Origin of the sequence: Nonomuraea sp. NPDC049714, assembly GCF_044465295.1 — a bacterium.
Classification (GTDB): Bacteria; Actinomycetota; Actinomycetes; order Streptosporangiales; family Streptosporangiaceae; genus Nonomuraea.
The window spans coordinates 288,885-305,652 of record NZ_JBITLM010000001.1 but is presented as its reverse complement, the minus strand read 5'-3'; the positions used below and the strand labels follow the sequence as shown (position 1 = coordinate 305,652).

The 16,768-nt window shown below is 71.6% G+C and carries 19 protein-coding genes; 9 read left to right on the top strand and 10 right to left on the bottom strand.

Going from position 1 to position 16,768, the window contains the following annotated elements; translation table 11 throughout:
* Window position 1 precedes the first annotated feature (1 nt).
* Entirely contained in the window at window positions 2–325 is a 324-nt protein-coding gene (locus ACIBQX_RS01570; protein WP_396999414.1) for a hypothetical protein, read from the bottom strand.
* A gap of 43 nt (window positions 326–368) precedes the next feature.
* A complete protein-coding gene (locus ACIBQX_RS01565) occupies window positions 369–1,514 on the bottom strand; it encodes an AMP-binding protein (protein WP_396999412.1) in 1,146 nt (381 codons plus the stop codon).
* Window positions 1,515–1,595: 81 nt separating this feature from the next.
* Here ACIBQX_RS01565 and ACIBQX_RS01560 point away from each other — a divergent pair, with 81 nt between their 5' ends.
* Together ACIBQX_RS01560 and menD are read left to right on the top strand one after the other, a co-directional pair.
* Window positions 1,596–2,498, top strand: coding sequence for an o-succinylbenzoate synthase (locus ACIBQX_RS01560; protein ID WP_397001508.1), 903 nt, complete (start codon window positions 1,596–1,598; stop codon window positions 2,496–2,498).
* A complete protein-coding gene (gene menD, locus ACIBQX_RS01555; protein WP_396999410.1) occupies window positions 2,495–4,180 on the top strand; it encodes a 2-succinyl-5-enolpyruvyl-6-hydroxy-3-cyclohexene-1-carboxylic-acid synthase in 1,686 nt (561 codons plus the stop codon). Before ACIBQX_RS01560 ends, menD begins: the two co-directional genes overlap by 4 nt.
* Here the strand turns inward: menD and ACIBQX_RS01550 are convergent.
* Together ACIBQX_RS01550 and ACIBQX_RS01545 are read right to left on the bottom strand one after the other, a co-directional pair.
* Window positions 4,134–4,475, bottom strand: a complete 342-nt coding sequence (locus tag ACIBQX_RS01550; RefSeq protein WP_396999408.1) for an STAS domain-containing protein — start codon at window positions 4,473–4,475, stop codon at window positions 4,134–4,136. The genes menD and ACIBQX_RS01550 overlap by 47 nt on opposite strands.
* A 263-nt stretch (window positions 4,476–4,738) precedes the next feature.
* Window positions 4,739–5,479 (bottom strand): GntR family transcriptional regulator, encoded by a 741-nt coding sequence (locus tag ACIBQX_RS01545; protein ID WP_396999406.1) that lies wholly within the window; start codon window positions 5,477–5,479, stop codon window positions 4,739–4,741.
* 146 nt (window positions 5,480–5,625) lie between these two features.
* Here ACIBQX_RS01545 and ACIBQX_RS01540 point away from each other — a divergent pair, with 146 nt between their 5' ends.
* Window positions 5,626–6,399, top strand: a complete 774-nt coding sequence (locus ACIBQX_RS01540; RefSeq protein WP_396999404.1) for an inositol monophosphatase family protein — start codon at window positions 5,626–5,628, stop codon at window positions 6,397–6,399.
* Window positions 6,400–6,412: 13 nt separating this feature from the next.
* Here the strand turns inward: ACIBQX_RS01540 and ACIBQX_RS01535 are convergent, their stop codons facing one another.
* Entirely contained in the window at window positions 6,413–7,102 is a 690-nt protein-coding gene (locus ACIBQX_RS01535) for an HAD family hydrolase (RefSeq protein ID WP_396999402.1), read from the bottom strand.
* A complete protein-coding gene (locus tag ACIBQX_RS01530; protein ID WP_396999400.1) occupies window positions 7,099–7,773 on the bottom strand; it encodes a GntR family transcriptional regulator in 675 nt (224 codons plus the stop codon). Before ACIBQX_RS01530 ends, ACIBQX_RS01535 begins: the two co-directional genes overlap by 4 nt.
* 57 nt (window positions 7,774–7,830) lie before the next feature.
* On the opposite strand from ACIBQX_RS01530, the gene ACIBQX_RS01525 reads away from it, so the two are divergent.
* Together ACIBQX_RS01525 and ACIBQX_RS01520 are read left to right on the top strand one after the other, a co-directional pair.
* The gene (locus tag ACIBQX_RS01525) at window positions 7,831–9,018 is read left to right on the top strand and encodes a CaiB/BaiF CoA transferase family protein (RefSeq protein WP_396999399.1); all 1,188 of its coding nucleotides are present in this window, start codon (window positions 7,831–7,833) and stop codon (window positions 9,016–9,018) included.
* On the top strand, window positions 9,015–9,842 hold the full coding sequence (locus ACIBQX_RS01520; protein WP_396999398.1) for an HpcH/HpaI aldolase/citrate lyase family protein: 828 nt from the start codon (window positions 9,015–9,017) through the stop codon (window positions 9,840–9,842). Before ACIBQX_RS01525 ends, ACIBQX_RS01520 begins: the two co-directional genes overlap by 4 nt.
* Here the strand turns inward: ACIBQX_RS01520 and ACIBQX_RS01515 are convergent.
* The 3 genes from ACIBQX_RS01515 to ACIBQX_RS01505 are packed head-to-tail and all read right to left on the bottom strand — an operon-like array spanning window position 9,839 to window position 11,997.
* On the bottom strand, window positions 9,839–10,477 hold the full coding sequence (locus ACIBQX_RS01515; RefSeq protein ID WP_396999397.1) for a TetR/AcrR family transcriptional regulator: 639 nt from the start codon (window positions 10,475–10,477) through the stop codon (window positions 9,839–9,841). The two genes, ACIBQX_RS01520 and ACIBQX_RS01515, sit on opposite strands and share 4 nt — an antisense overlap.
* A 35-nt stretch (window positions 10,478–10,512) precedes the next feature.
* Window positions 10,513–10,665, bottom strand: coding sequence for a hypothetical protein (locus ACIBQX_RS01510; RefSeq protein WP_396999396.1), 153 nt, complete (start codon window positions 10,663–10,665; stop codon window positions 10,513–10,515).
* 60 nt (window positions 10,666–10,725) lie between these two features.
* Entirely contained in the window at window positions 10,726–11,997 is a 1,272-nt protein-coding gene (locus ACIBQX_RS01505) for an RNA-guided endonuclease InsQ/TnpB family protein (RefSeq protein ID WP_396999395.1), read from the bottom strand.
* Window positions 11,998–12,020: 23 nt separating this feature from the next.
* Here ACIBQX_RS01505 and tnpA point away from each other — a divergent pair, with 23 nt between their 5' ends.
* From tnpA to ACIBQX_RS01485, 4 genes are all read left to right on the top strand, one after another.
* Window positions 12,021–12,449, top strand: a complete 429-nt coding sequence (gene tnpA, locus ACIBQX_RS01500) for an IS200/IS605 family transposase (protein ID WP_396999394.1) — start codon at window positions 12,021–12,023, stop codon at window positions 12,447–12,449.
* A 356-nt stretch (window positions 12,450–12,805) separates the two neighbouring features.
* Window positions 12,806–13,786 (top strand): substrate-binding domain-containing protein, encoded by a 981-nt coding sequence (locus ACIBQX_RS01495; protein WP_396999393.1) that lies wholly within the window; start codon window positions 12,806–12,808, stop codon window positions 13,784–13,786.
* A 33-nt stretch (window positions 13,787–13,819) separates the two neighbouring features.
* Window positions 13,820–14,854 (top strand): ABC transporter permease, encoded by a 1,035-nt coding sequence (locus ACIBQX_RS01490; protein WP_396999392.1) that lies wholly within the window; start codon window positions 13,820–13,822, stop codon window positions 14,852–14,854.
* Window positions 14,851–15,615, top strand: a complete 765-nt coding sequence (locus tag ACIBQX_RS01485; RefSeq protein ID WP_396999391.1) for an ATP-binding cassette domain-containing protein — start codon at window positions 14,851–14,853, stop codon at window positions 15,613–15,615. Before ACIBQX_RS01490 ends, ACIBQX_RS01485 begins: the two co-directional genes overlap by 4 nt.
* Window positions 15,616–15,657: 42 nt before the next feature.
* On the opposite strand, the gene ACIBQX_RS01480 is transcribed toward ACIBQX_RS01485, so the two are convergent.
* Window positions 15,658–16,767 (bottom strand): epoxide hydrolase family protein, encoded by a 1,110-nt coding sequence (locus ACIBQX_RS01480; RefSeq protein WP_396999390.1) that lies wholly within the window; start codon window positions 16,765–16,767, stop codon window positions 15,658–15,660.
* Between the last annotated feature and the right edge of the window lies 1 nt (window position 16,768).

Here is a 16,768-nt window from a genome sequence, read left to right as displayed (position 1 = left end):
CCTACTCGGGCAGGACGAGCTCGCCCGGCTTCACCTCGGGCATCGGCATCGGCTGCGCCTCCTGCAGACGGTCGTCCGTCCAGTAGCCGACGACTCCGTCCGGGTCGGACTCGAGCTGCTCGGAGACCACGATGCCGTCCTCGACGCGGTCGGTGGCGTCCGGGGTCGGCGGCGGGCTGAACGTGGGGTCCTCCTGCACCACGGCCCTGGTCTCCCGGGCCTGGTCGAGCCTGCCCGCCGAGGCGGCCGCCGCGACCGAGACGCCGCCGACGAGGATCACGCCGACAACCGCCGCAGAGGCCCACGTCTTGCGGGACTGGTTCATGAGGCTCCCTCCTTCTCCCCACTATGACGCATCCAACAAGTCATCAGGTTCCGGACTTTAGCCGCATGAGATCTGTTTTCCCATTTGCCAGCAAGGGCAAGCGGGGCATCAGGCGCAACTCCCGTGGCGCGGCGAAGGGCGGCAGCCGATCGGCGCAGTAGGCCCGGAGCTGGGACAACGTGGGCGGATTGGCCGGGTCGGCGGGGACCGCGACGGCCACCACGGCCTCGCCCCACTCGGGGTCCGGCCGGCCCACCACCGCCACCTCGGCGATCCCGGGGTGGGCGCCGAGCACGGCCGCCACGGTGGCGGCCACCACCTTCTCGCCGCCGGTGTTGATGACGTCGTCGGCCCTGCCGAGGACGCGGAGCCTGCCGCCGGACAGTTCGCCGAGGTCGGAGGTGACGAACCAGCCGCCGTCCAGGGGCGGCTCGCCGCCGAAGCGGTAGCCGGAGAACAGCACGGGCCCGGCCAGGCGGATCCTGCCGTCGTCGCCGATTTTGCAATCTACATTGTAAAGGGGGCGGCCGTCGTACACGCACCCGCCGCTGGTCTCGCTCATCCCGTACGTCGTGACCACCCGGGCACCGAGCGCCGCGGCCTCCGCCAGCAGCCCCGGCCGGGGCGCCGCGCCGCCGAGCAGGACGGTGCGGAACCGCGACAGGTCCGCCCGGAGCCCGACCAGCCGGTGCAACTGCGTCGGGACCAGCGAGACGTGCGCGGCGCCCGACTCCAGCACCGCCTCGGGATCGAAGCGCTCGTGCATCACCGGCTCGCTCTCGCTGAGCAGCGATCGGACCAGCACCTGCAGGCCGGACACGTGGGAGACGGGCAGGCAGCACAGCCACCGCTCGCCCTTGGCCGCCTCCACCCGGCGCAGCGAAGCGGCCGCGGAGGCGCGCAGGGCGCTCGCCGAGAGCATCACGCCCTTGGGGGTGCCCGTGCTGCCGCTGGTGGCGATGACGACCGCCACGTCACCGGGCACGCCGGCACCGTCCGCCCGTCGTACACCGTCCACGTGGGTGGGGCGCAGCGCCGCGAGCGCGGCGCCCTCCTGACCGGGGGTCAGAGGCAGCACGGCGGGTCCGTCGCCGGACAGCGCGTCGCGGATCGCGGCGAACAACCGGGGGCCCGCCGGCTGCACCACGGCGTGCAGCGGACGGTCCGGATGCGACGGGTTCCTCCACATGCTCGTAAGGTTAATGGCGTCAGATCGGGCAGCGGCGCAGGGAGGGTCGTGACGCGTTCTCCCGTGGTTTTCCGGATTCCGATGCGCACCAGGTTCCGGGGACAGACCTTCAGAGAAGGGGTGCTGCTGCACGGGCCGGCGGGATGGGGCGAGTTCTCGCCGTTCCCCGAGTACGGGCCGCGCGAATGCGCCCGGTGGCTCGCGTGCGCGCGCGAGGCCGCCTTCGAGGGATGGCCCGCGCCGGTCCGCGACGCGGTCCCGGTCAACGCCACCGTGCCCGCCGTCGGGCCCGAGCAGGCCCACGAGATCGTCCGGCGCTCCGGCTGCGGCACGGCCAAGGTCAAGGTGGCCGAGCGCGGGCAGGGTTTCGCCGAGGACCTGGCCAGGGTGGAGGCCGTGCGTGACGCGCTCGGCCCGTCCGGCAGGCTGCGCGTGGACGTCAACGGCGCCTGGGAGGTGGACGAGGCGGTCCGGCGGCTCAAGGAGCTCGACCGGTTCGACCTGGAGTACGTCGAGCAGCCCTGCGCCACGCTGGCGGAGCTGGCGGCGGTGCGGCGGGCCTGCGACGTGCCCGTGGCGGCCGACGAGTCCATCCGGCGGGCCGAGGATCCGCTGCGGGTGCGGGCCGCCGAGGCGGCCGACATCGCGGTGGTCAAGGTGCAGCCGCTGGGCGGCGTGCGGGCGGCGCTGCGGGTGGTGGAGGCGTGCGGGCTGCCGGCCGTGGTGTCGAGCGCCGTGGAGACCTCCGTGGGGCTGGCGGCGGGGCTGGCGCTGGCCGCCGCGCTGCCGGAGCTGCCGTACGCGTGCGGGCTCGCGACGATGGCGCTGTTGTCGGGCGATGTGGTGGAGGATTCGCTGGTGCCCCTGGACGGGATGCTCGCCGTACGTCATCCTGAGGTGAATTTTCAGCATTTGTCGGATATGTCGAGATTTGAGATTGATTCTCCGTCGTGGCTACGCCGGATGCAGGAGGCGTCACTGTGAATCCCGCTACCGCGCTGGCCACGGTCCTGGTCGACGAGCTGGTGCGCTGCGGCCTCACCGACGTCGTGATCGCGCCCGGCTCCCGCTCCGCCCCCCTGGCGCTGGCGCTGCACGCCGAGTCACGGGTGCGGCTGCACGTCCGGATCGACGAGCGCTCGGCGTCCTTCCTGGCGCTCGGGCTGGCCAGGCGGGCGGAGCGGCCCGTCGCGCTGATCTGCTCCTCCGGCACCGCCGCCGCCAACTTCCACCCCGCCGTCATCGAGGCGAGCGAGTCCGGCGTGCCGCTGCTCGTGCTCACCGCCGACCGCCCGCCCGAGCTGCGCGGCACCGGCGCCAACCAGACGATCGACCAGCTCAAGCTGTACGGCTCGACGGTCCGCTGGTTCGCCGAGATCGGCACGCCCGAGGACCGGCCCGGCCAGGTGGCCTACTGGCGATCGCTGGCCTGCCGCGCCTACCAGCGCGCCGTCGGCCCCGACGATCCGGGCCCGGTGCACCTGAACGTGCCCTTCAGGGAGCCGCTGATCCCCGACGGTGACCTCTCGTGGTGCGAGCCGCTGGACGGCCGCGCCGGCGGGCCGTGGGTCCGCTCCCGGGTCGCGCCGCCGCCCATCGCCCTGCACATCCCGGCCACCCGGCGCGGCGTGCTCGTGGTCGGCGACGGCGCGCCGAACGTACGCCGGTACGTCGCCGCGGCCGGCATGGCGGGCTGGCCGGTGCTGTCGGAGCCGAACGGCGGCGCCCGTTACGGCGACCACGCCATCTCCACCTACCACCACCTGCTAGGCGTACCGGACTTCGCCGGCGCCTACCGGCCGGACGTGGTGGTCACCCTGGGCCGTCCCGGCCTGTCCCGGCCGTTGCTGTCCTGGCTGGAGCGTGCCGACGAGCACATCGTGGTCGCTCCCGACCTGGACCGCTGGCCCGACCCGACCCGCTCGGCCAGCCAGGTGGCGCAGGCGGTGGAGATCCCGGTGGCCTCGGGCGACGACAGCTGGCTGCACTCCTGGCGGCAGGCCGACGCGGCCGCCAGGGCGGCGCTGGACGAGGTGCTGGACACCTCGGGGCTGAGCGAGCCCCGGCTGGCCCGCGACCTGGTGGACATGCTGCCCAACAACGCCTTGCTGTTCTGCGGCTCCTCGATGCCGATCAGGGACCTGGACCAGGCGATGCGGCCCCGGCGCGGGCTCAAGCTGCTGGCCAACCGCGGCGCCTCCGGCATCGACGGGCTGGTGTCCACGGCCATGGGCGCGGCGCTGGCGCACAACGGGCCCGCCTACGCGCTCATGGGCGACCTGTCGTTCCTGCACGACCAGAACGGCCTGATCCTCGGCCCCCGGGAGCCCCGGCCGGACCTGTGCCTGGTGGTGGTCAACAACGACGGGGGCGGCATCTTCTCGCTGCTGCCCCAGGCGGCGCTGCGCGACCCGTTCGAGCGCGTCTTCGGCACGCCGCACGGCGTGGACCTCGGTTACGCCACCGCCGCGACCGGCACCCCGTACACGCAGGTGCAGGACCCGTCCGAGCTGTCCAAGGCGCTGCGCGGCGAGGGGCCGAGAGTGGTGGAGGTGCGCACCGACCGCGCGGCGAACGCGGTGGTGCACGCGCGGCTGCGCGACGCCACCGAGGCGGCGATCACGGCCTTCCTTCAGGACTCCCGGGACTCTGCCGCCTCAGGGTGAGGAAGTGGCCGTCCAGGCCGGTGATCCGCAGCAGCCGCGCCATCGGCGCGGGGACGCCGGCCAGGAGCAGTTCCGTGCGGTGCAGCCGGGCCTGCCCGCGCAGGGCGACCAGCGCGCCGAGCCCGGCCGCGTCGATGAACGACAGCCCGCTCAGCTCCAGCACCACCTCGCCGCCGGCCCGTTCGAGGACCTGGAGCAGGTGGGTGCGCAGCACGTCGACGGTGGCGATGTCGAGCTCGCCGGCGACCGAGACGGTCACGGTGCCGACCGCCGTGGCAGCCGCAGTGTCCGCCACGGTGTCAGCGTGGTCCCTGGTCGTCAGGTGAAGTGGTGCCATAGCCCGGATGCCGTCCCCAAAGCCGTAAGAAGCGCCGGTCCCGGGCGCGCCACACCGTGCCCCCACGGGCGTGGCGGATCCGAGCGGTCGGCGCGAGGAATGTGTGACGCGGGGTTCGGGCGGCACGGTGAAGCCATCTGCGACTGCTTGCTTCCAAGCTGGAGTGTAGCCGGACAGACCGTCGGTTCGCCGGAAGATACGGGAGTCTCGTTCCCGGCGGGTCAGCGCTCGATGAGGGTGACCTCCAGGGAGTAGTGGGAGGCCCGGTAGATGTGCGAGCCGTGCTCGACGGCCCGGCCCTGGTCGTCGTAGGTGGTGCGGATCATGGTCAGCAGGGGGGCACCGCGCCGCTCCTCCAGCAGTTTCGCCTCGGTCTGGGTGGCGGCTCGGGCGCCGATGCGCTGATTGGCGACGCGCATCCGCACGCCGGAGCCGCGCAGCAGCTCGTACAGGCCACGGCCTTCGAGGTCGGCGGCGGTGAGCTGGGCCAGCCCCAGCGGCAGCCAGTTGTGCAGCACGGCCAGCGGCTCGCCCGCGGCGAAGCGCAGCCGTTCCAGGTAGAGGACGTCGGTGCCGGGCTCGACGCCGAGGATCGCGGCGATCGCCTCCTCGACCTGGCGCGGCTCCAGCGTGAGCACCTGGGTGGCCGGCTCCTGGCCGGAGCGGCGCAGGTCGTCGTAGAGGCTGGTCAGCTCCACCGAGCGTTTGACCTGCCCGTGCACCACCTGGGTGCCGACGCCGCGCTTGCGGACCAGCAGGCCCTTGTCGACGAGGTATTGGATCGCCTGGCGAATCGTGGGCCTGGACAGCCCCAGTTTGTCGGCGAGCAGGATCTCGTTGTCCAGCCGGGAGCCGGGGGTCAGGTCGCCGCGCCGGATGGCTTCGGCGATCTGCTCGGCCACCTGGAAGTAGAGCGGCACGGGGCTGGATCGGTCCAGGTCGATCGCCAGATTCGCGGTCATGCTGATCAGATTATCCGAGGTCAGAATGTCCTGACAAATAGCACTTGTTAAGCTTCAGGTCGTGTCGCTTGTTCATCCTGAGGTAACTATGTCCTGTCATAGTCATCCCGGATGAAGGGCCGCCGGCGAGCTCACTGGGGGAACGCATGGACATGACCGGACTGCTGGACACCGCCACCGAAGCGGCCAGGGCCGTGGGCCCCCGGCTGCGCGAGGCCTTCAGGTCCCGGCCGCAGATCACCACCAAACGTGACTTCCACGACCCGGTGACCGAGCACGACCGGGCCGCGGAGGAGACCATCCGCGCCGTCATCACCGCGCGGTGGCCCGACAGCGCCATCGTGGGGGAGGAGGGCGGCGAGACCGGCTCGGGCGACCTGTGCTGGTACGTCGACCCGATCGACGGCACCGCCAACTTCGCCGCCGGCCTGCCGTTCTTCTGCGTCTCCATCGCCGCCGCCGTGCGCGGCGAACTGGTCGCGGGCGTGGTGTACGACCCGGTACGCGAGGACGAGTTCACCGCCTCCACCGAGGGGGCCTGGTGCAACGGCAGCCCGATCCGCAGCAAGGGGGCCGCCCGTGACCGTGAGGCCATGCTGCTGTCCAGCTATCCGACGCCGCTCGACCTGGAGGCCGAGGGGGAGGAGGCGCTGCGCCGCTACGGCCGCTTCGTCGACTCCTTCTCCGCCGTGCGCCGGCCCGGCAGTGCCGCGCTGAAGCTCGCCCACGTCGCCGCCGGGTGGTCGGACGCCGCCTACGGCACCCGCTCCCACCCGTGGGACGTGGCGGCCGGGGCCCTGCTGGTGCGGCAGGCCGGCGGCGTCTATCGGGGCGACCCGCTGGTCAAGGGCGATTACCTGGCCCACGTGGGCGGCTTCGACCTGCAGGGATCGGCACTGGCCGAGGTGCTGCCCGGCTGATTCCGGCCGGTGCTCAGGCGCGGCCGACCAGCGGGGGGAGCTCGGCCAGGGTGGTGATCCTCGGGAAGCCCGGTGGAGCGGCCTCGACGCCGAGCCTGTCCAGCCAGACCGAGCGCATCCCGGCGGCGGCCGGACCGGTGACGTCCTTGTCCACGTCGTCGCCCACCAGCAGCACCTCCCCGGGAGTCAGCCCGAGAGCGGCGGCCGCGCCGGTGTAGCAGGCGGGGACCGGTTTGTAGCAGCCGTCCAGCACCTCGCCCGTCAGCACGGGGCCGACCAGCCCGGCCAGCCCGATCGCGCGTACCTTCGCCTCCTGCATCTCCTGGATGCCGTTGGTGAGCACGCCCAGCCGGAACCCGCCGAGGGCGGCCACGGCGTCCGCCGCGTCGGGAAAGGCGGTCCACCCGTCGCGGTAGTGGGCGGCGAACGCGGCGAAGGCGGCGTCCAGGTCGCCGGGCGTCTCCAGCGCCAGCTCCCGGCAGAGCGCCCGCATGCGGCGGCGGCGCTGCTCCTCCCACGAGCACTCGCCCGCGTGCCACGCCTCCAGGTGCGGCCCTTCCAGCGCGGCCCAGAGCCCGGCCGCCTCGCCGAGCCGGGGGTGGCCCGGCGCGCGGGCCGACACCCAGGCGGTGATCCCGGCGTCGGCGGCGGCGCGGTGATCGAGCAGGGTGCCGTCGAGGTCGAACAGGATGCCCTTGATCATGAGGTCATCCTGCCAGCGGGTCCGTGCTGCTTGCGATAGTCGCCGGCCTGCCGGACGTGCTCGATCATCAGCAGCTCGGCCCGCGTGCCGTCGCCTCCGGCCAGGGCGGCCAGGATCCCCGCGTGCGCGTCGAGCTGCCGTCGGACCTGGGCCGGGTCCAGCCACAGCGACGCGGCGGCGGGCACCGGGAAGCTGTTGCGCACCGCCCTGGCGTGCTGGCCGAGGAAGGCGGGCCCGCCGATGTCGGCGATGCGCAGGTGGAAGTGCCTGCTCTGCTCGCCGAGCCGGTCGTTGCCGCCCTCCTCGGCGTCGCGGACCATCGCGGCGTGCAGCTCGTGCAGCCGGGCCAGCTCCTCGCCGGTGATCCGGGCCGCCGCCAGCCGCGCGCCGAGGCCCTCGACCACCGCGCGCAGCCCGTAGAACTCCTCCAGCGCGTCGTCGCCGAGGTCGACCACGGTCGCGCCGTGGTGGGCCTCGTAACTGATCAGCCGGTCCTTCTCCAGCCTGCGCAGCGCCTCGCGCACCGGGGTGACCGAGACGCCCAGCCGCCGGGCGACGGCTCCGGCGCGCAGGGCGGTGCCGCCGGGGATCTGGGCCGTGCGGATCTCGTCCAGCAGGACGCTGTAGACGTACTCGGCCTTGCTCATGGGCGGCCGCGGCTGGCTGGTCATGACTCCTAGTGTCTCCCAAAGTTGACCTATGACATATTTCTTATAAGTTGCATAACTATGACAAGCCTCGCCGACCTCAGGGTCATCGACGCCGCGACGCTGTTCGCCGGACCCTCGGCCGCGATGATGCTCGGCGACTTCGGCGCCGACGTGATCAAGATCGAACACCCCCGGCGCGGCGACCCGTCACGCGGGCACGGCGCCTCGGTGGACGGCGTGGGGCTGTGGTGGAAGTCGCTGTCGCGCAACAAGCGCGCGGCGGCCGTCGACCTGTCGCGCGAGGAGGGGCAGGAGATCCTGCGCCTCTTGGCGGAGCGGTCCGACGTGCTCGTGGAGAACTTCCGCCCCGGCACGCTGGAGCGCTGGGGCCTGGCGCCCGCCGACCTGATGGAGCTCAACCCGCGGCTGATCGTGGCGCGGATGACCGGTTTCGGGCAGTCCGGCCCGATGGCGAGGCAGCCCGGATTCGGCACCCTCGCCGAGGCGATGAGCGGGTTCGCCGCGATGACCGGCCAGCCGGACGGGCCGCCGACGCTGCCGCCGCTGGCCCTGGCCGACGGCATCGCCGGCCTGGCCATGTCCTACGCCGTCATGGTCGCCCTGCACGCCCGTGAGCGGACCGGGCGCGGCCAGGTCATCGACATGGCGATCATCGAGCCCATCGTCGGCCTGCTCGGCCCGCAGATGACCGCGTACAAGGCCCTCGGCGTGGTGCCGGAGCGCACCGGCAACCGCTCCAGCAGCAACGCGCCGCGCAACACCTACCGCACCCGTGACGGCCGCTGGCTGGCCGTCTCCACCAGCGCCCAGCCCATCGCCGAGCGGGTGGTCACCCTGGTGGGCCGCGCCGACCTGGTCGAGCAGCCCTGGTTCAGCAGTGGCAGCGGCCGGGTGCGGCACGCCGACGAGCTGGACGAGGCCGTCGCCGCCTGGATCGCCGAACGGGACGCCGAGGAGGTCATCGCCCGCTTCGTGGAGGTGCAGGCCGCCGTCGCCCCCATCTACGACGTGACCGACATCGCGCGGGATCCGCAGTACGCGGCCCTCGGCACCTTCGTCGAGGTGCCCGACGAGGAGCTCGGCTCGGTCACCATGCAGAACGTGCTGTTCCGCCTGTCGGAGACGCCGGGTGAGGTCCGCTGGTCCGGGCGGGTCCTCGGCCGCGACACCGACGAGGTGCTCGGCGAGCTGACCTACACCCCCGAGCGGATCGCCGCGCTGCGCGACAGCGGGGTGATCGCGTGAACCTCCCCGTCACCTGGCTGTACGTGCCCGGCGACCGGCCCGAGCGGTTCGCCAAGGCGGTCGGCTCCGGCGCCGACGTGGTCATCATCGACCTTGAGGACGCGGTCGCGCCCGCCCGCAAGGAGGAGGCCCGCGAGCACGCCGCCGCCTTCCTGCGCGAACGGCCGGCGGCGGCCCGTGAGCGGACGCCCGTCCACGTGCGGGTCAACGATGTGGCCACCCAGCGCGGGCTGGACGACCTGGACGCGCTCGGCGCGCTGGCCGACGCCGTACGACTGCCCAAGGTCGAGTCGGCCGGCACGCTGGACCTGCTGGAGAGGTTCGGCGTGCGGGCGTACGCGCTGCTGGAGTCGGCCGCCGGGATCATGGACGCGCGGGCCATCGCCGCCCACCCGTGTGTCGACGGGATCGCGCTCGGCGAGCAGGACCTGGCCGCCGAGCTGTCCATCACCGGCGAGAGCGCCGTGACCCACCTCAGGCTGCAGGCCGTGCTCGCCGCCGCGGCGGCGGGACTGCCGCCGGTGCCCATGGCCGTCTACCCTGACCTGCGGGACGAGACCGGGCTGATGGCCTCGTGCGCGGCGGGCCGGGCGCTGGGCATGTTCGGCAGGACCGCCATCCATCCGCGGCAGATCCCGCTGATCAGGGCGGCCTTCCGGCCGACGGAGGAGGAGGCGGTCAAGGCCGCGGAGATCGTCCAGGCGGCGGAGGTCGCGGGAGCGGGCGCCCTCGCCCTGCCGGACGGCAGGTTCGTGGACGCCCCGATCGTGGCCAGGGCACGCCGTACGCTGGCCCTGTTCACGCGACTGGCCGACGGCGCCTAACTCCCGGGGGTCCAGCGGCCCGACAGCTCCACGTCCTCCGGAGCGGGGCCCGGCAGCGGGCGGTGGGCGGGCGGCTGCCGCAGGGAGTCGAGCATCAGCGCCAGGTAACGGTGGCGGAGCTCACCGGTCCGCTGCTCGTCGCCCAGCCGCATCGAGGCGAGCTGCTCGAACATCAGGGCTATGTCGGCGGTCGTGACGTCCGGCCGGAGCACGCCCGCCTCGACCGCCCGCGCGTGGAGCCGGGTCGCCAGCTCGGAGGCCCTGGTGGCGTACTGGTAGAGCTCCTGCGTGGGATGGAAGGTGCCCGCCAGCTTGATCGTGAGCGAGTTGGTGTCGGCGTCGACGATCCCGCGCATGTAGCCGGCGAACTCCTCCCACGGGTCGTCATGGTCCCGCATCGCCTGCTCCGAGACGGCGATGTAGAGCTGGAGCCCGTCGCCGCAGAGCTTCTGCAGCAGGGCCTCCTTACTGGGGTAACGCCGGTAGAGGGCGCTGATCCCGACGCCCGCCCGCTCGGCCACGGCCGCGATGGGGGCGCCCGGGTCGGCGGTGAAGACGGCGCGCGCCGCCGCGAGGATCAACTCGTCGTTCCGCGCGGCCTGGGCCTTGCGGCCGCTCATGGGTGCAGTGGTCATGGTCACAGCATACGGGAACGTATAATTCCGTTCTACTAGGAACAGGCGAGCTCCTGCCGGTAGGCCTTGAGGATCAGGCCATGAAAATGGTGGACCGCATGCTCCGACAGCCCGGACCCGTCCGAGTCGTAAACGATCTTGCCCTGGGTGAACGCGGGGGCGGGCCAGGGGTGGCCCCCCTGGGCCATGTGGCTGGATTGAACTCCTCTCCGGCCGGAAGGCCGGAGATTCTCCCGTCGCGTCGCGGGTTAGGCGGCGCGCGGGGGTTGACGCTTCGCGGACCGGGTAGCCCCGTGGTCTCCACGTCCTGACACCGCAGTTCCTGCGGCGTTGCGTATGTTGATCGCGGCGTTGGTGTCGGCATGGCCGATCCACCCGCACGCCAGGTCGGTGCACGAGAACCGGGTGCCGTCACGGGCGGCCGGATCCCGGTGCCCGCACCGGTGGCAGGTCTGCGAGGTGCCCGCCGGGGAAACCTTCGCCACCTGCCCGCCGCGGTCACGGGTCTTGTACTCCAGCAGGGTGACCGTGCGGCCCCACGCCTGGCCGGTGATGGCACGGTTCAGCCCGGCCTTCTGCCGCACGTTGCGGCCAGGTCGTTCGATCGTGCCCTTGGCGGAGCGGACCATGTTGATGATCTTCAGGTCTTCCACCACGATCATGCTGAAGGTGGCGGCGAGTTCGGTGGTGGTCTGGTGCTGCCAGTCGACGGCTCGGCGCTTGGCTGTCGCGCGGAGCCTGGCCATCTGGTCATAGGTGCGGGCCAGCCGATGAGAGGTCGGCTGTCCGTGGGTGTGGGTGGCGCGCTGGCGGGCGGATTTCTTCTCCAGGCGGCGCAGGTGTTCGCGCTCACCGCCGCTCAGCCAGGGGCCGTGCTCGCGTGTGGTCTGGTCCGACAGCGCCAAGGCGACGGTGATGCCCCGGTCGATCCCCACAGGCGGACCGGGATGGGTACCGGCGATCGGGACGGCCTTGGTGATCTCGGTGCGGAACACGATCTGCCAGCCGAAGGCGTCCTTGACCAGCCGGGCTCCGGTGATCCGCCCGGCCGGGCCGCCCTGGGTGACGCCGGGCAGGTCCCTGGTCCAGCGGAACCGCACCCGCCCGGCCTTGGGCAGGTTGACCGCGCCCCACCGCCGGTTGATGCGCTTGATCTGCAGGTCGCGGGCCTGGGGCACATCGACGGCCGGGCGGGATCGGAGCCGGGCCTTGAACGTCGGACGGCCAGCGGGATGGTCAGGGTTGAAGAAGTTCGCCCACGCCTGCCGGTAGGTCTTCAGCACCGCCTGAGCCGCCTGGGCGGGCAGTTGGCGCATCCAGTCGATCTCACGCCGGGCGGTCCGGATCGCGTCGTCGCATTGCTTCAGGGTCGCGAGGCGGCCCTGCCGGAAGGTGACGTACGCGTGCAGCAGGTTCCACAGCGCGCGGGCGGTGTGCGCCTGGCCCTCCAGCACCGCCGCCTGGGCCGCGCTCAACTCCAGACGGGCCACCTGCGCCCGCGCTTGCTTCACCTTCTGCACACCGTGATCATATCATTTGGTTCATGTCACCGAGATGGGAACCGAACCCCGACGTCCGCGCCGGACGACACGTCGAATGCCACCTTCATGCCCATTTGGTATTCCTCACCAAATACTGGCGGGGAGCCCTCACCGGCCCGATGCTGTCCCGCTGCGAGGAGATCATGCGCGAGGTGTGCGCCGACTTCGAGGTCGTACTCCGCGAGTTCAACGGCGAGGACGACCACGTCCACCTGCTGGTCCACTATCCGCCCAAAGTCGCCCTGTCCAAACTGGTCAACTCACTGAAGGGGGTATCGGCTCGGATGCTCCGCAAAGAGTTCGGCGCCCACGTCCGCGACCACCAGACGGGTGACCGTTTCTGGTCTGGCTCCTACTTCGCCGCCTCGGTCGGCGGCCCCCCGCTGACCGTACTCAAGCAGTACATCGAGCAACAGAAACGACCGTTCTGATCGAGGCGGACACCGGTTCACCTGGCAGCGAATCGGCTGTTCTTTTACGGGACACGATGCCGCGCCGGGCCTCAGAGCCGGACAGAAGTTCGTGCGCCCGGTGCTTGCACACGTTGTAGAACGCCCGCAGAACGCCGGTCTGTCCCGTACAGCGATCCGGCTGAGATGTGGGCGAACGAGTCGGGTGTCACCGTGCCTCCTATGCCCGGCCGACCTGTGAGAGGGGATGGGGCTTTCCATGAGCCTCATCCGCAACCTCCGCCAGGTGCGTGACGTCGTCATTAGTCCGCATGTCTATACATACAGATGATATTGAGGTACAACCGGGGGCAGCCCGTTGCTCTTGGAGGTGTCGGATGAGACGAATTCCGGTGGTGCTGGCCATGATGAGCGTCCTGGCGTTGGGCGGGTGCTCCTCCCCGGGCGAACAGACCCCGCAGAGTGCCCCCGCGGAGGGCTCGGCCCCGGCCGCGACGGGCGCCGGCACCTACGCCGTGATCACCCACGGCGCGCCGGGCGACTCCTTCTGGGACGTCGTCAAGAACGGCGCCGAGGCCGCGGGCACGGAGTACGGCGCGCAGGTCACCTACCAGGGCGACGGCGACCCCGCCAAGCAGTCGCAGCTCATCGACCAGGCGGTCTCCAGCAAGGTCGACGGCATCGTGGTCTCCATGGCCAACCCCGACGCGCTGCGCGAGGCCATCGGCAAGGCCGTCGCCGCGAAGATCCCCGTCGTCACCATCAACTCCGGCGCCGATTCCGCCAAGGAGCTCGGCGCGATCACGCACGTCGGCCAGTCCGAGGACGTGGCCGGACGCGGCGCGGGCGAGCAGCTCAAGGCGGCCGGCGTCACCAAGCTGCTGTGCGTCATCCACGAGGCCGGCAACATCGGCCTCGACCAGCGCTGCAAGGGCGCCGAGGAGACGCTCGGCGGCACCGTCGAGCGGCTGCAGGTGGACGTGAGCAACCTGGCCGACGTGAGCTCCAAAGTCACCGCGAAGCTCCAGACCGACAAGGCCGTCAACGGCGTGCTCGCGCTCAACCCCGCGGTCGCGGTCGCCGCCAGGGACGCCATCGCCGACGCCGGCTCACAGGCCAAGCTGGCCACCTTCGACCTGTCGGCCGACGTGGTCACCGCCATCCAGGGCGACGAGATCCTGTTCGCCGTCGACCAGCAGCAGTATCTGCAGGGCTACCTGCCCATCACCTTCCTCCACCTGTACAAGAACAACCTCAACACCGTCGGCGGCGGCCTGCCCGTCAACACCGGGCCCGGCTTCGTCACCAAGGACAACGCCGAGCAGGTCGCCAAGATGGCCGAGGCGGGCACGCGATGAGCGGGGAGGCGCCGTGATGAGCAGGGAGGCACCGTGACGGCCGCCGCCGCCGACGAGCGGCTCGCGCGGGTGGGGCTGCTGCGCCGCCTGCTGATCCGGCCCGAACTGGGCGCGGTCGTCGGGGCGGTGGTGGTTTTCACCTTCTTCGCGACCCAGTCGGCGGTGTTCAGGTCATCCGAGGGCATCGCGAACTGGCTGGACCCGGCCGCCACCCTCGGCATCATGGCGGTGGCCATCGCCCTGCTGATGATCGGCGGCGAGTTCGACCTGTCGGCGGGTGTGCTGACCGGCACGACCGGGCTCATCCTGGTCACCCTGGCCACCCGCTACGGCCTGAACGTGTGGCTGGCCATGTTCGTCAGCCTCGTCGTGGCGCTCGGCGTCGGGCTGCTCAACGGCCTGATCGTGACCAGGACGCGGCTGCCCAGCTTCATCGTGACGCTCGGCACCTTCCTCATGCTGCAGGGTGTCAACCTCGGTGTCACCAAGGCGCTGACCGGCACCGTACAGGTCAGCGGGCTGCGCAGGTCGGAGGGCTTCGAGGCGGCGCGGACCGTCTTCGCGGGCACGATCCAGATCGGCGGCACCTCCTTCCGGGTGGCGATCCTGTGGTGGCTGCTGGTCACCGCGCTGGCCACCTGGGTGCTGATGCGCTCACGGGTGGGCAACTGGATCTTCGCGGTCGGCGGCAGCGAGCCGGCCGCGCGGGCGGTCGGGGTGCCGGCCGCCCGGACGAAGATCGCGCTGTTCATGACGACGGCGGTCGCGGCCTGGCTGGTCGGCTCGATCATGGCGCTGCGCTACACGTCCGTGCAGGCCAACATCGGCATCGGGCAGGAGTTCATCTACATCATCGCCGCCGTGATCGGCGGCTGCCTGCTCACGGGCGGGTACGGCTCCGCGATCGGCGCGGCCATCGGCGCGGTGATCTTCGGCATGGCCGACAAGGGCATCGTCTTCCTGGGCTGGGACGCCGACTGGTTCAAGTTCTTCCTGGGGGCCATGCTGCTGCTGGCCACGCTGGCCAATCGCCTGGTCAGGCGCTATGCCGAGGAGGTGAAGCATTGATACTCGAGACCCGGGACATCGGCAAGTCGTTCGGCTCGGTGCTGGCGTTGCGCGAGGTGTCGATGGGGGTGGAGGCGGGCCGGGTCACCTGCGTGCTCGGTGACAACGGCGCGGGCAAGTCCACCCTCATCAAGATCCTCGCGGGCGTGCACCAGCATGACACCGGGACCCTGCTCGTGGACGGCGCGGAGGTCCGGCTGAGCAGTCCCAGGGACGCGCTCGACCGCGGCATCGCCACCGTCTACCAGGACCTGGCGATGATCCCGCTGATGTCGGTCTGGCGGAACTTCTTCCTCGGCTCGGAGCCGCGCAAGGGCCTGCTCGCCGCCGCCTTCGACGTGCGCACCGCCAAGCGGGTCGCCGGCGAGGAACTGCGCGCCATGGGCATCGACATCCGGGACGTGGACCAGCCGGTCGGCACCCTGTCGGGCGGTGAGCGGCAGTCGGTGGCGATCGCCAGGGCGGTCTACTTCGGTGCCCGCGTGCTCATCCTGGACGAGCCGACCTCGGCCCTCGGCGTCAAGCAGGCCGGGGTGGTGCTGCGCTACATCGCCCGAGCCCGCGACCGAGGGCTCGGCGTGGTGTTCATCACGCACAACCCGCACCACGCCTACCCCGTGGGCGACCGGTTCCTGCTGCTGAACCGGGGGACGAGCATGGGCGAGTACGCCAAGGCCGACATCACCCGCGAGAAGCTCACCTCCCTGATGGCCGGCGACGCGGAACTGGAGGAACTCGCCCACGAGCTGGAACGAGAGTGAGGACCCGCCCCCCTACGGGGTCGATCGGACGGGGTGGCAGGGTCAGCGGCCGGTGAAGAAGGCGCGGACGTCGGTGACGAACGCCTCCGGCTCCTCCAGCGCCGCGAACGTGCCGCCGCGCTCGTGCTCCACCCAGCCGACGATGTTGTTGTCCCGTTCGGCGAAGCGGCGGATGGGGCGCAGGATGTCCTTGGGGAAGACGGAGATCGAGGTCGGCACGGTGGCCGCCGTGAGCTCCCACTCGACGCTGGTGTCCTGGTCGGTGTCGGGCGTCTCGACGAAGGAGCGGGCGGCCGAGCCGGCGGTGCCGGTCAGCCAGTAGAGCATCGTGGTGGTGAGCAGGCGGTCGGGGTCGATCTCCCTGTCGCTCCATTCGTGATAGACGCTCGCGAACCAGGACAGCAGGGCCACGGGGGAGTCGGTCATGCCGTAGGCGAAGGTCTGCGGCCTGGCCGACTGGATGAGCTTGTAGCCGTACTGCTCGGTCAGATAGGCGTCGCGGAAGGCCAGGCGCTCCTGCTCGGTCTCGGTCAGGCCGTCGAGCTCGCCGGAGGCCCCGATGGGGAAGCAGATGATGCCGTTGCCGTGCATCCCGGCGACCCGCTCGGGGGCGAGCACGCCGACCTCGCGGGAGATCCAGCTGCCCCAGTCGCCGCCCTGCACGCCGAAGCGGTCGTAGCCGAGCCTGGTCATGAGCTCCAGCCACGCCTTGGCGATGCGGGTGGAGCCCCAGCCCGTCTCCGTGGTGGGGCCGGACAGGCCGTAGCCGGGCAGGGACGGGATGACGAGGTGGAAGTCGCGGCTGAGCGGCTCGATCACGTCGAGGTACTCCACCGGGCTGCTCGGCCAGCCGTGCGTGATCAGCAGCGGAAGCGCGTCCTGATTCGCTGAGCGCACGTGCAGGAGATGCACCCGCTGGCCGTCGATCTCGGTCACGAACTGGTCGTGCCGGTTGAGCTCGGCCTCGGCGCGCCGCCAGTCGTAGCCGTCGCGCCAGTGGCCGACGAGCCGTTTCATGTGCGGGAGCGGAACTCCGTACCGCCAGCCGAGGCCGGGGACCTCGTCGGGCCAGCGCACCCGGTCGAGCCGCGTGCGCAGGTCGTCCAGGTCGGCCTGGGCGATTTCGAGCCGGAAGGGCCGGACGTCGTTCAAA

Excerpts from the sequence above, each read along its gene's own strand:
- ACIBQX_RS01565 (WP_396999412.1), bottom strand. The coding sequence starts at position 1,514 with ATGTGGAGGAACCCGTCGCATCCGGACCGTCCGCTGCACGCCGTGGTG.
- ACIBQX_RS01530 (WP_396999400.1), bottom strand. The coding sequence starts at position 7,773 with ATGACCAGCCAGCCGCGGCCGCCCATGAGCAAGGCCGAGTACGTCTAC.
- ACIBQX_RS01515 (WP_396999397.1), bottom strand. The coding sequence starts at position 10,477 with ATGACCACTGCACCCATGAGCGGCCGCAAGGCCCAGGCCGCGCGGAAC.
- ACIBQX_RS01510 (WP_396999396.1), bottom strand. The coding sequence starts at position 10,665 with ATGGCCCAGGGGGGCCACCCCTGGCCCGCCCCCGCGTTCACCCAGGGC.
- ACIBQX_RS01535 (WP_396999402.1), bottom strand. The coding sequence starts at position 7,102 with ATGATCAAGGGCATCCTGTTCGACCTCGACGGCACCCTGCTCGATCAC.
- ACIBQX_RS01570 (WP_396999414.1), bottom strand. The coding sequence starts at position 325 with ATGAACCAGTCCCGCAAGACGTGGGCCTCTGCGGCGGTTGTCGGCGTG.
- ACIBQX_RS01495 (WP_396999393.1), top strand. The coding sequence starts at position 12,806 with ATGAGACGAATTCCGGTGGTGCTGGCCATGATGAGCGTCCTGGCGTTG.
- ACIBQX_RS01545 (WP_396999406.1), bottom strand. The coding sequence starts at position 5,479 with ATGACCGCGAATCTGGCGATCGACCTGGACCGATCCAGCCCCGTGCCG.
- ACIBQX_RS01540 (WP_396999404.1), top strand. The coding sequence starts at position 5,626 with ATGGACATGACCGGACTGCTGGACACCGCCACCGAAGCGGCCAGGGCC.
- ACIBQX_RS01525 (WP_396999399.1), top strand. The coding sequence starts at position 7,831 with ATGACAAGCCTCGCCGACCTCAGGGTCATCGACGCCGCGACGCTGTTC.
- tnpA (WP_396999394.1), top strand. The coding sequence starts at position 12,021 with ATGTCACCGAGATGGGAACCGAACCCCGACGTCCGCGCCGGACGACAC.
- ACIBQX_RS01560 (WP_397001508.1), top strand. The coding sequence starts at position 1,596 with ATGCGCACCAGGTTCCGGGGACAGACCTTCAGAGAAGGGGTGCTGCTG.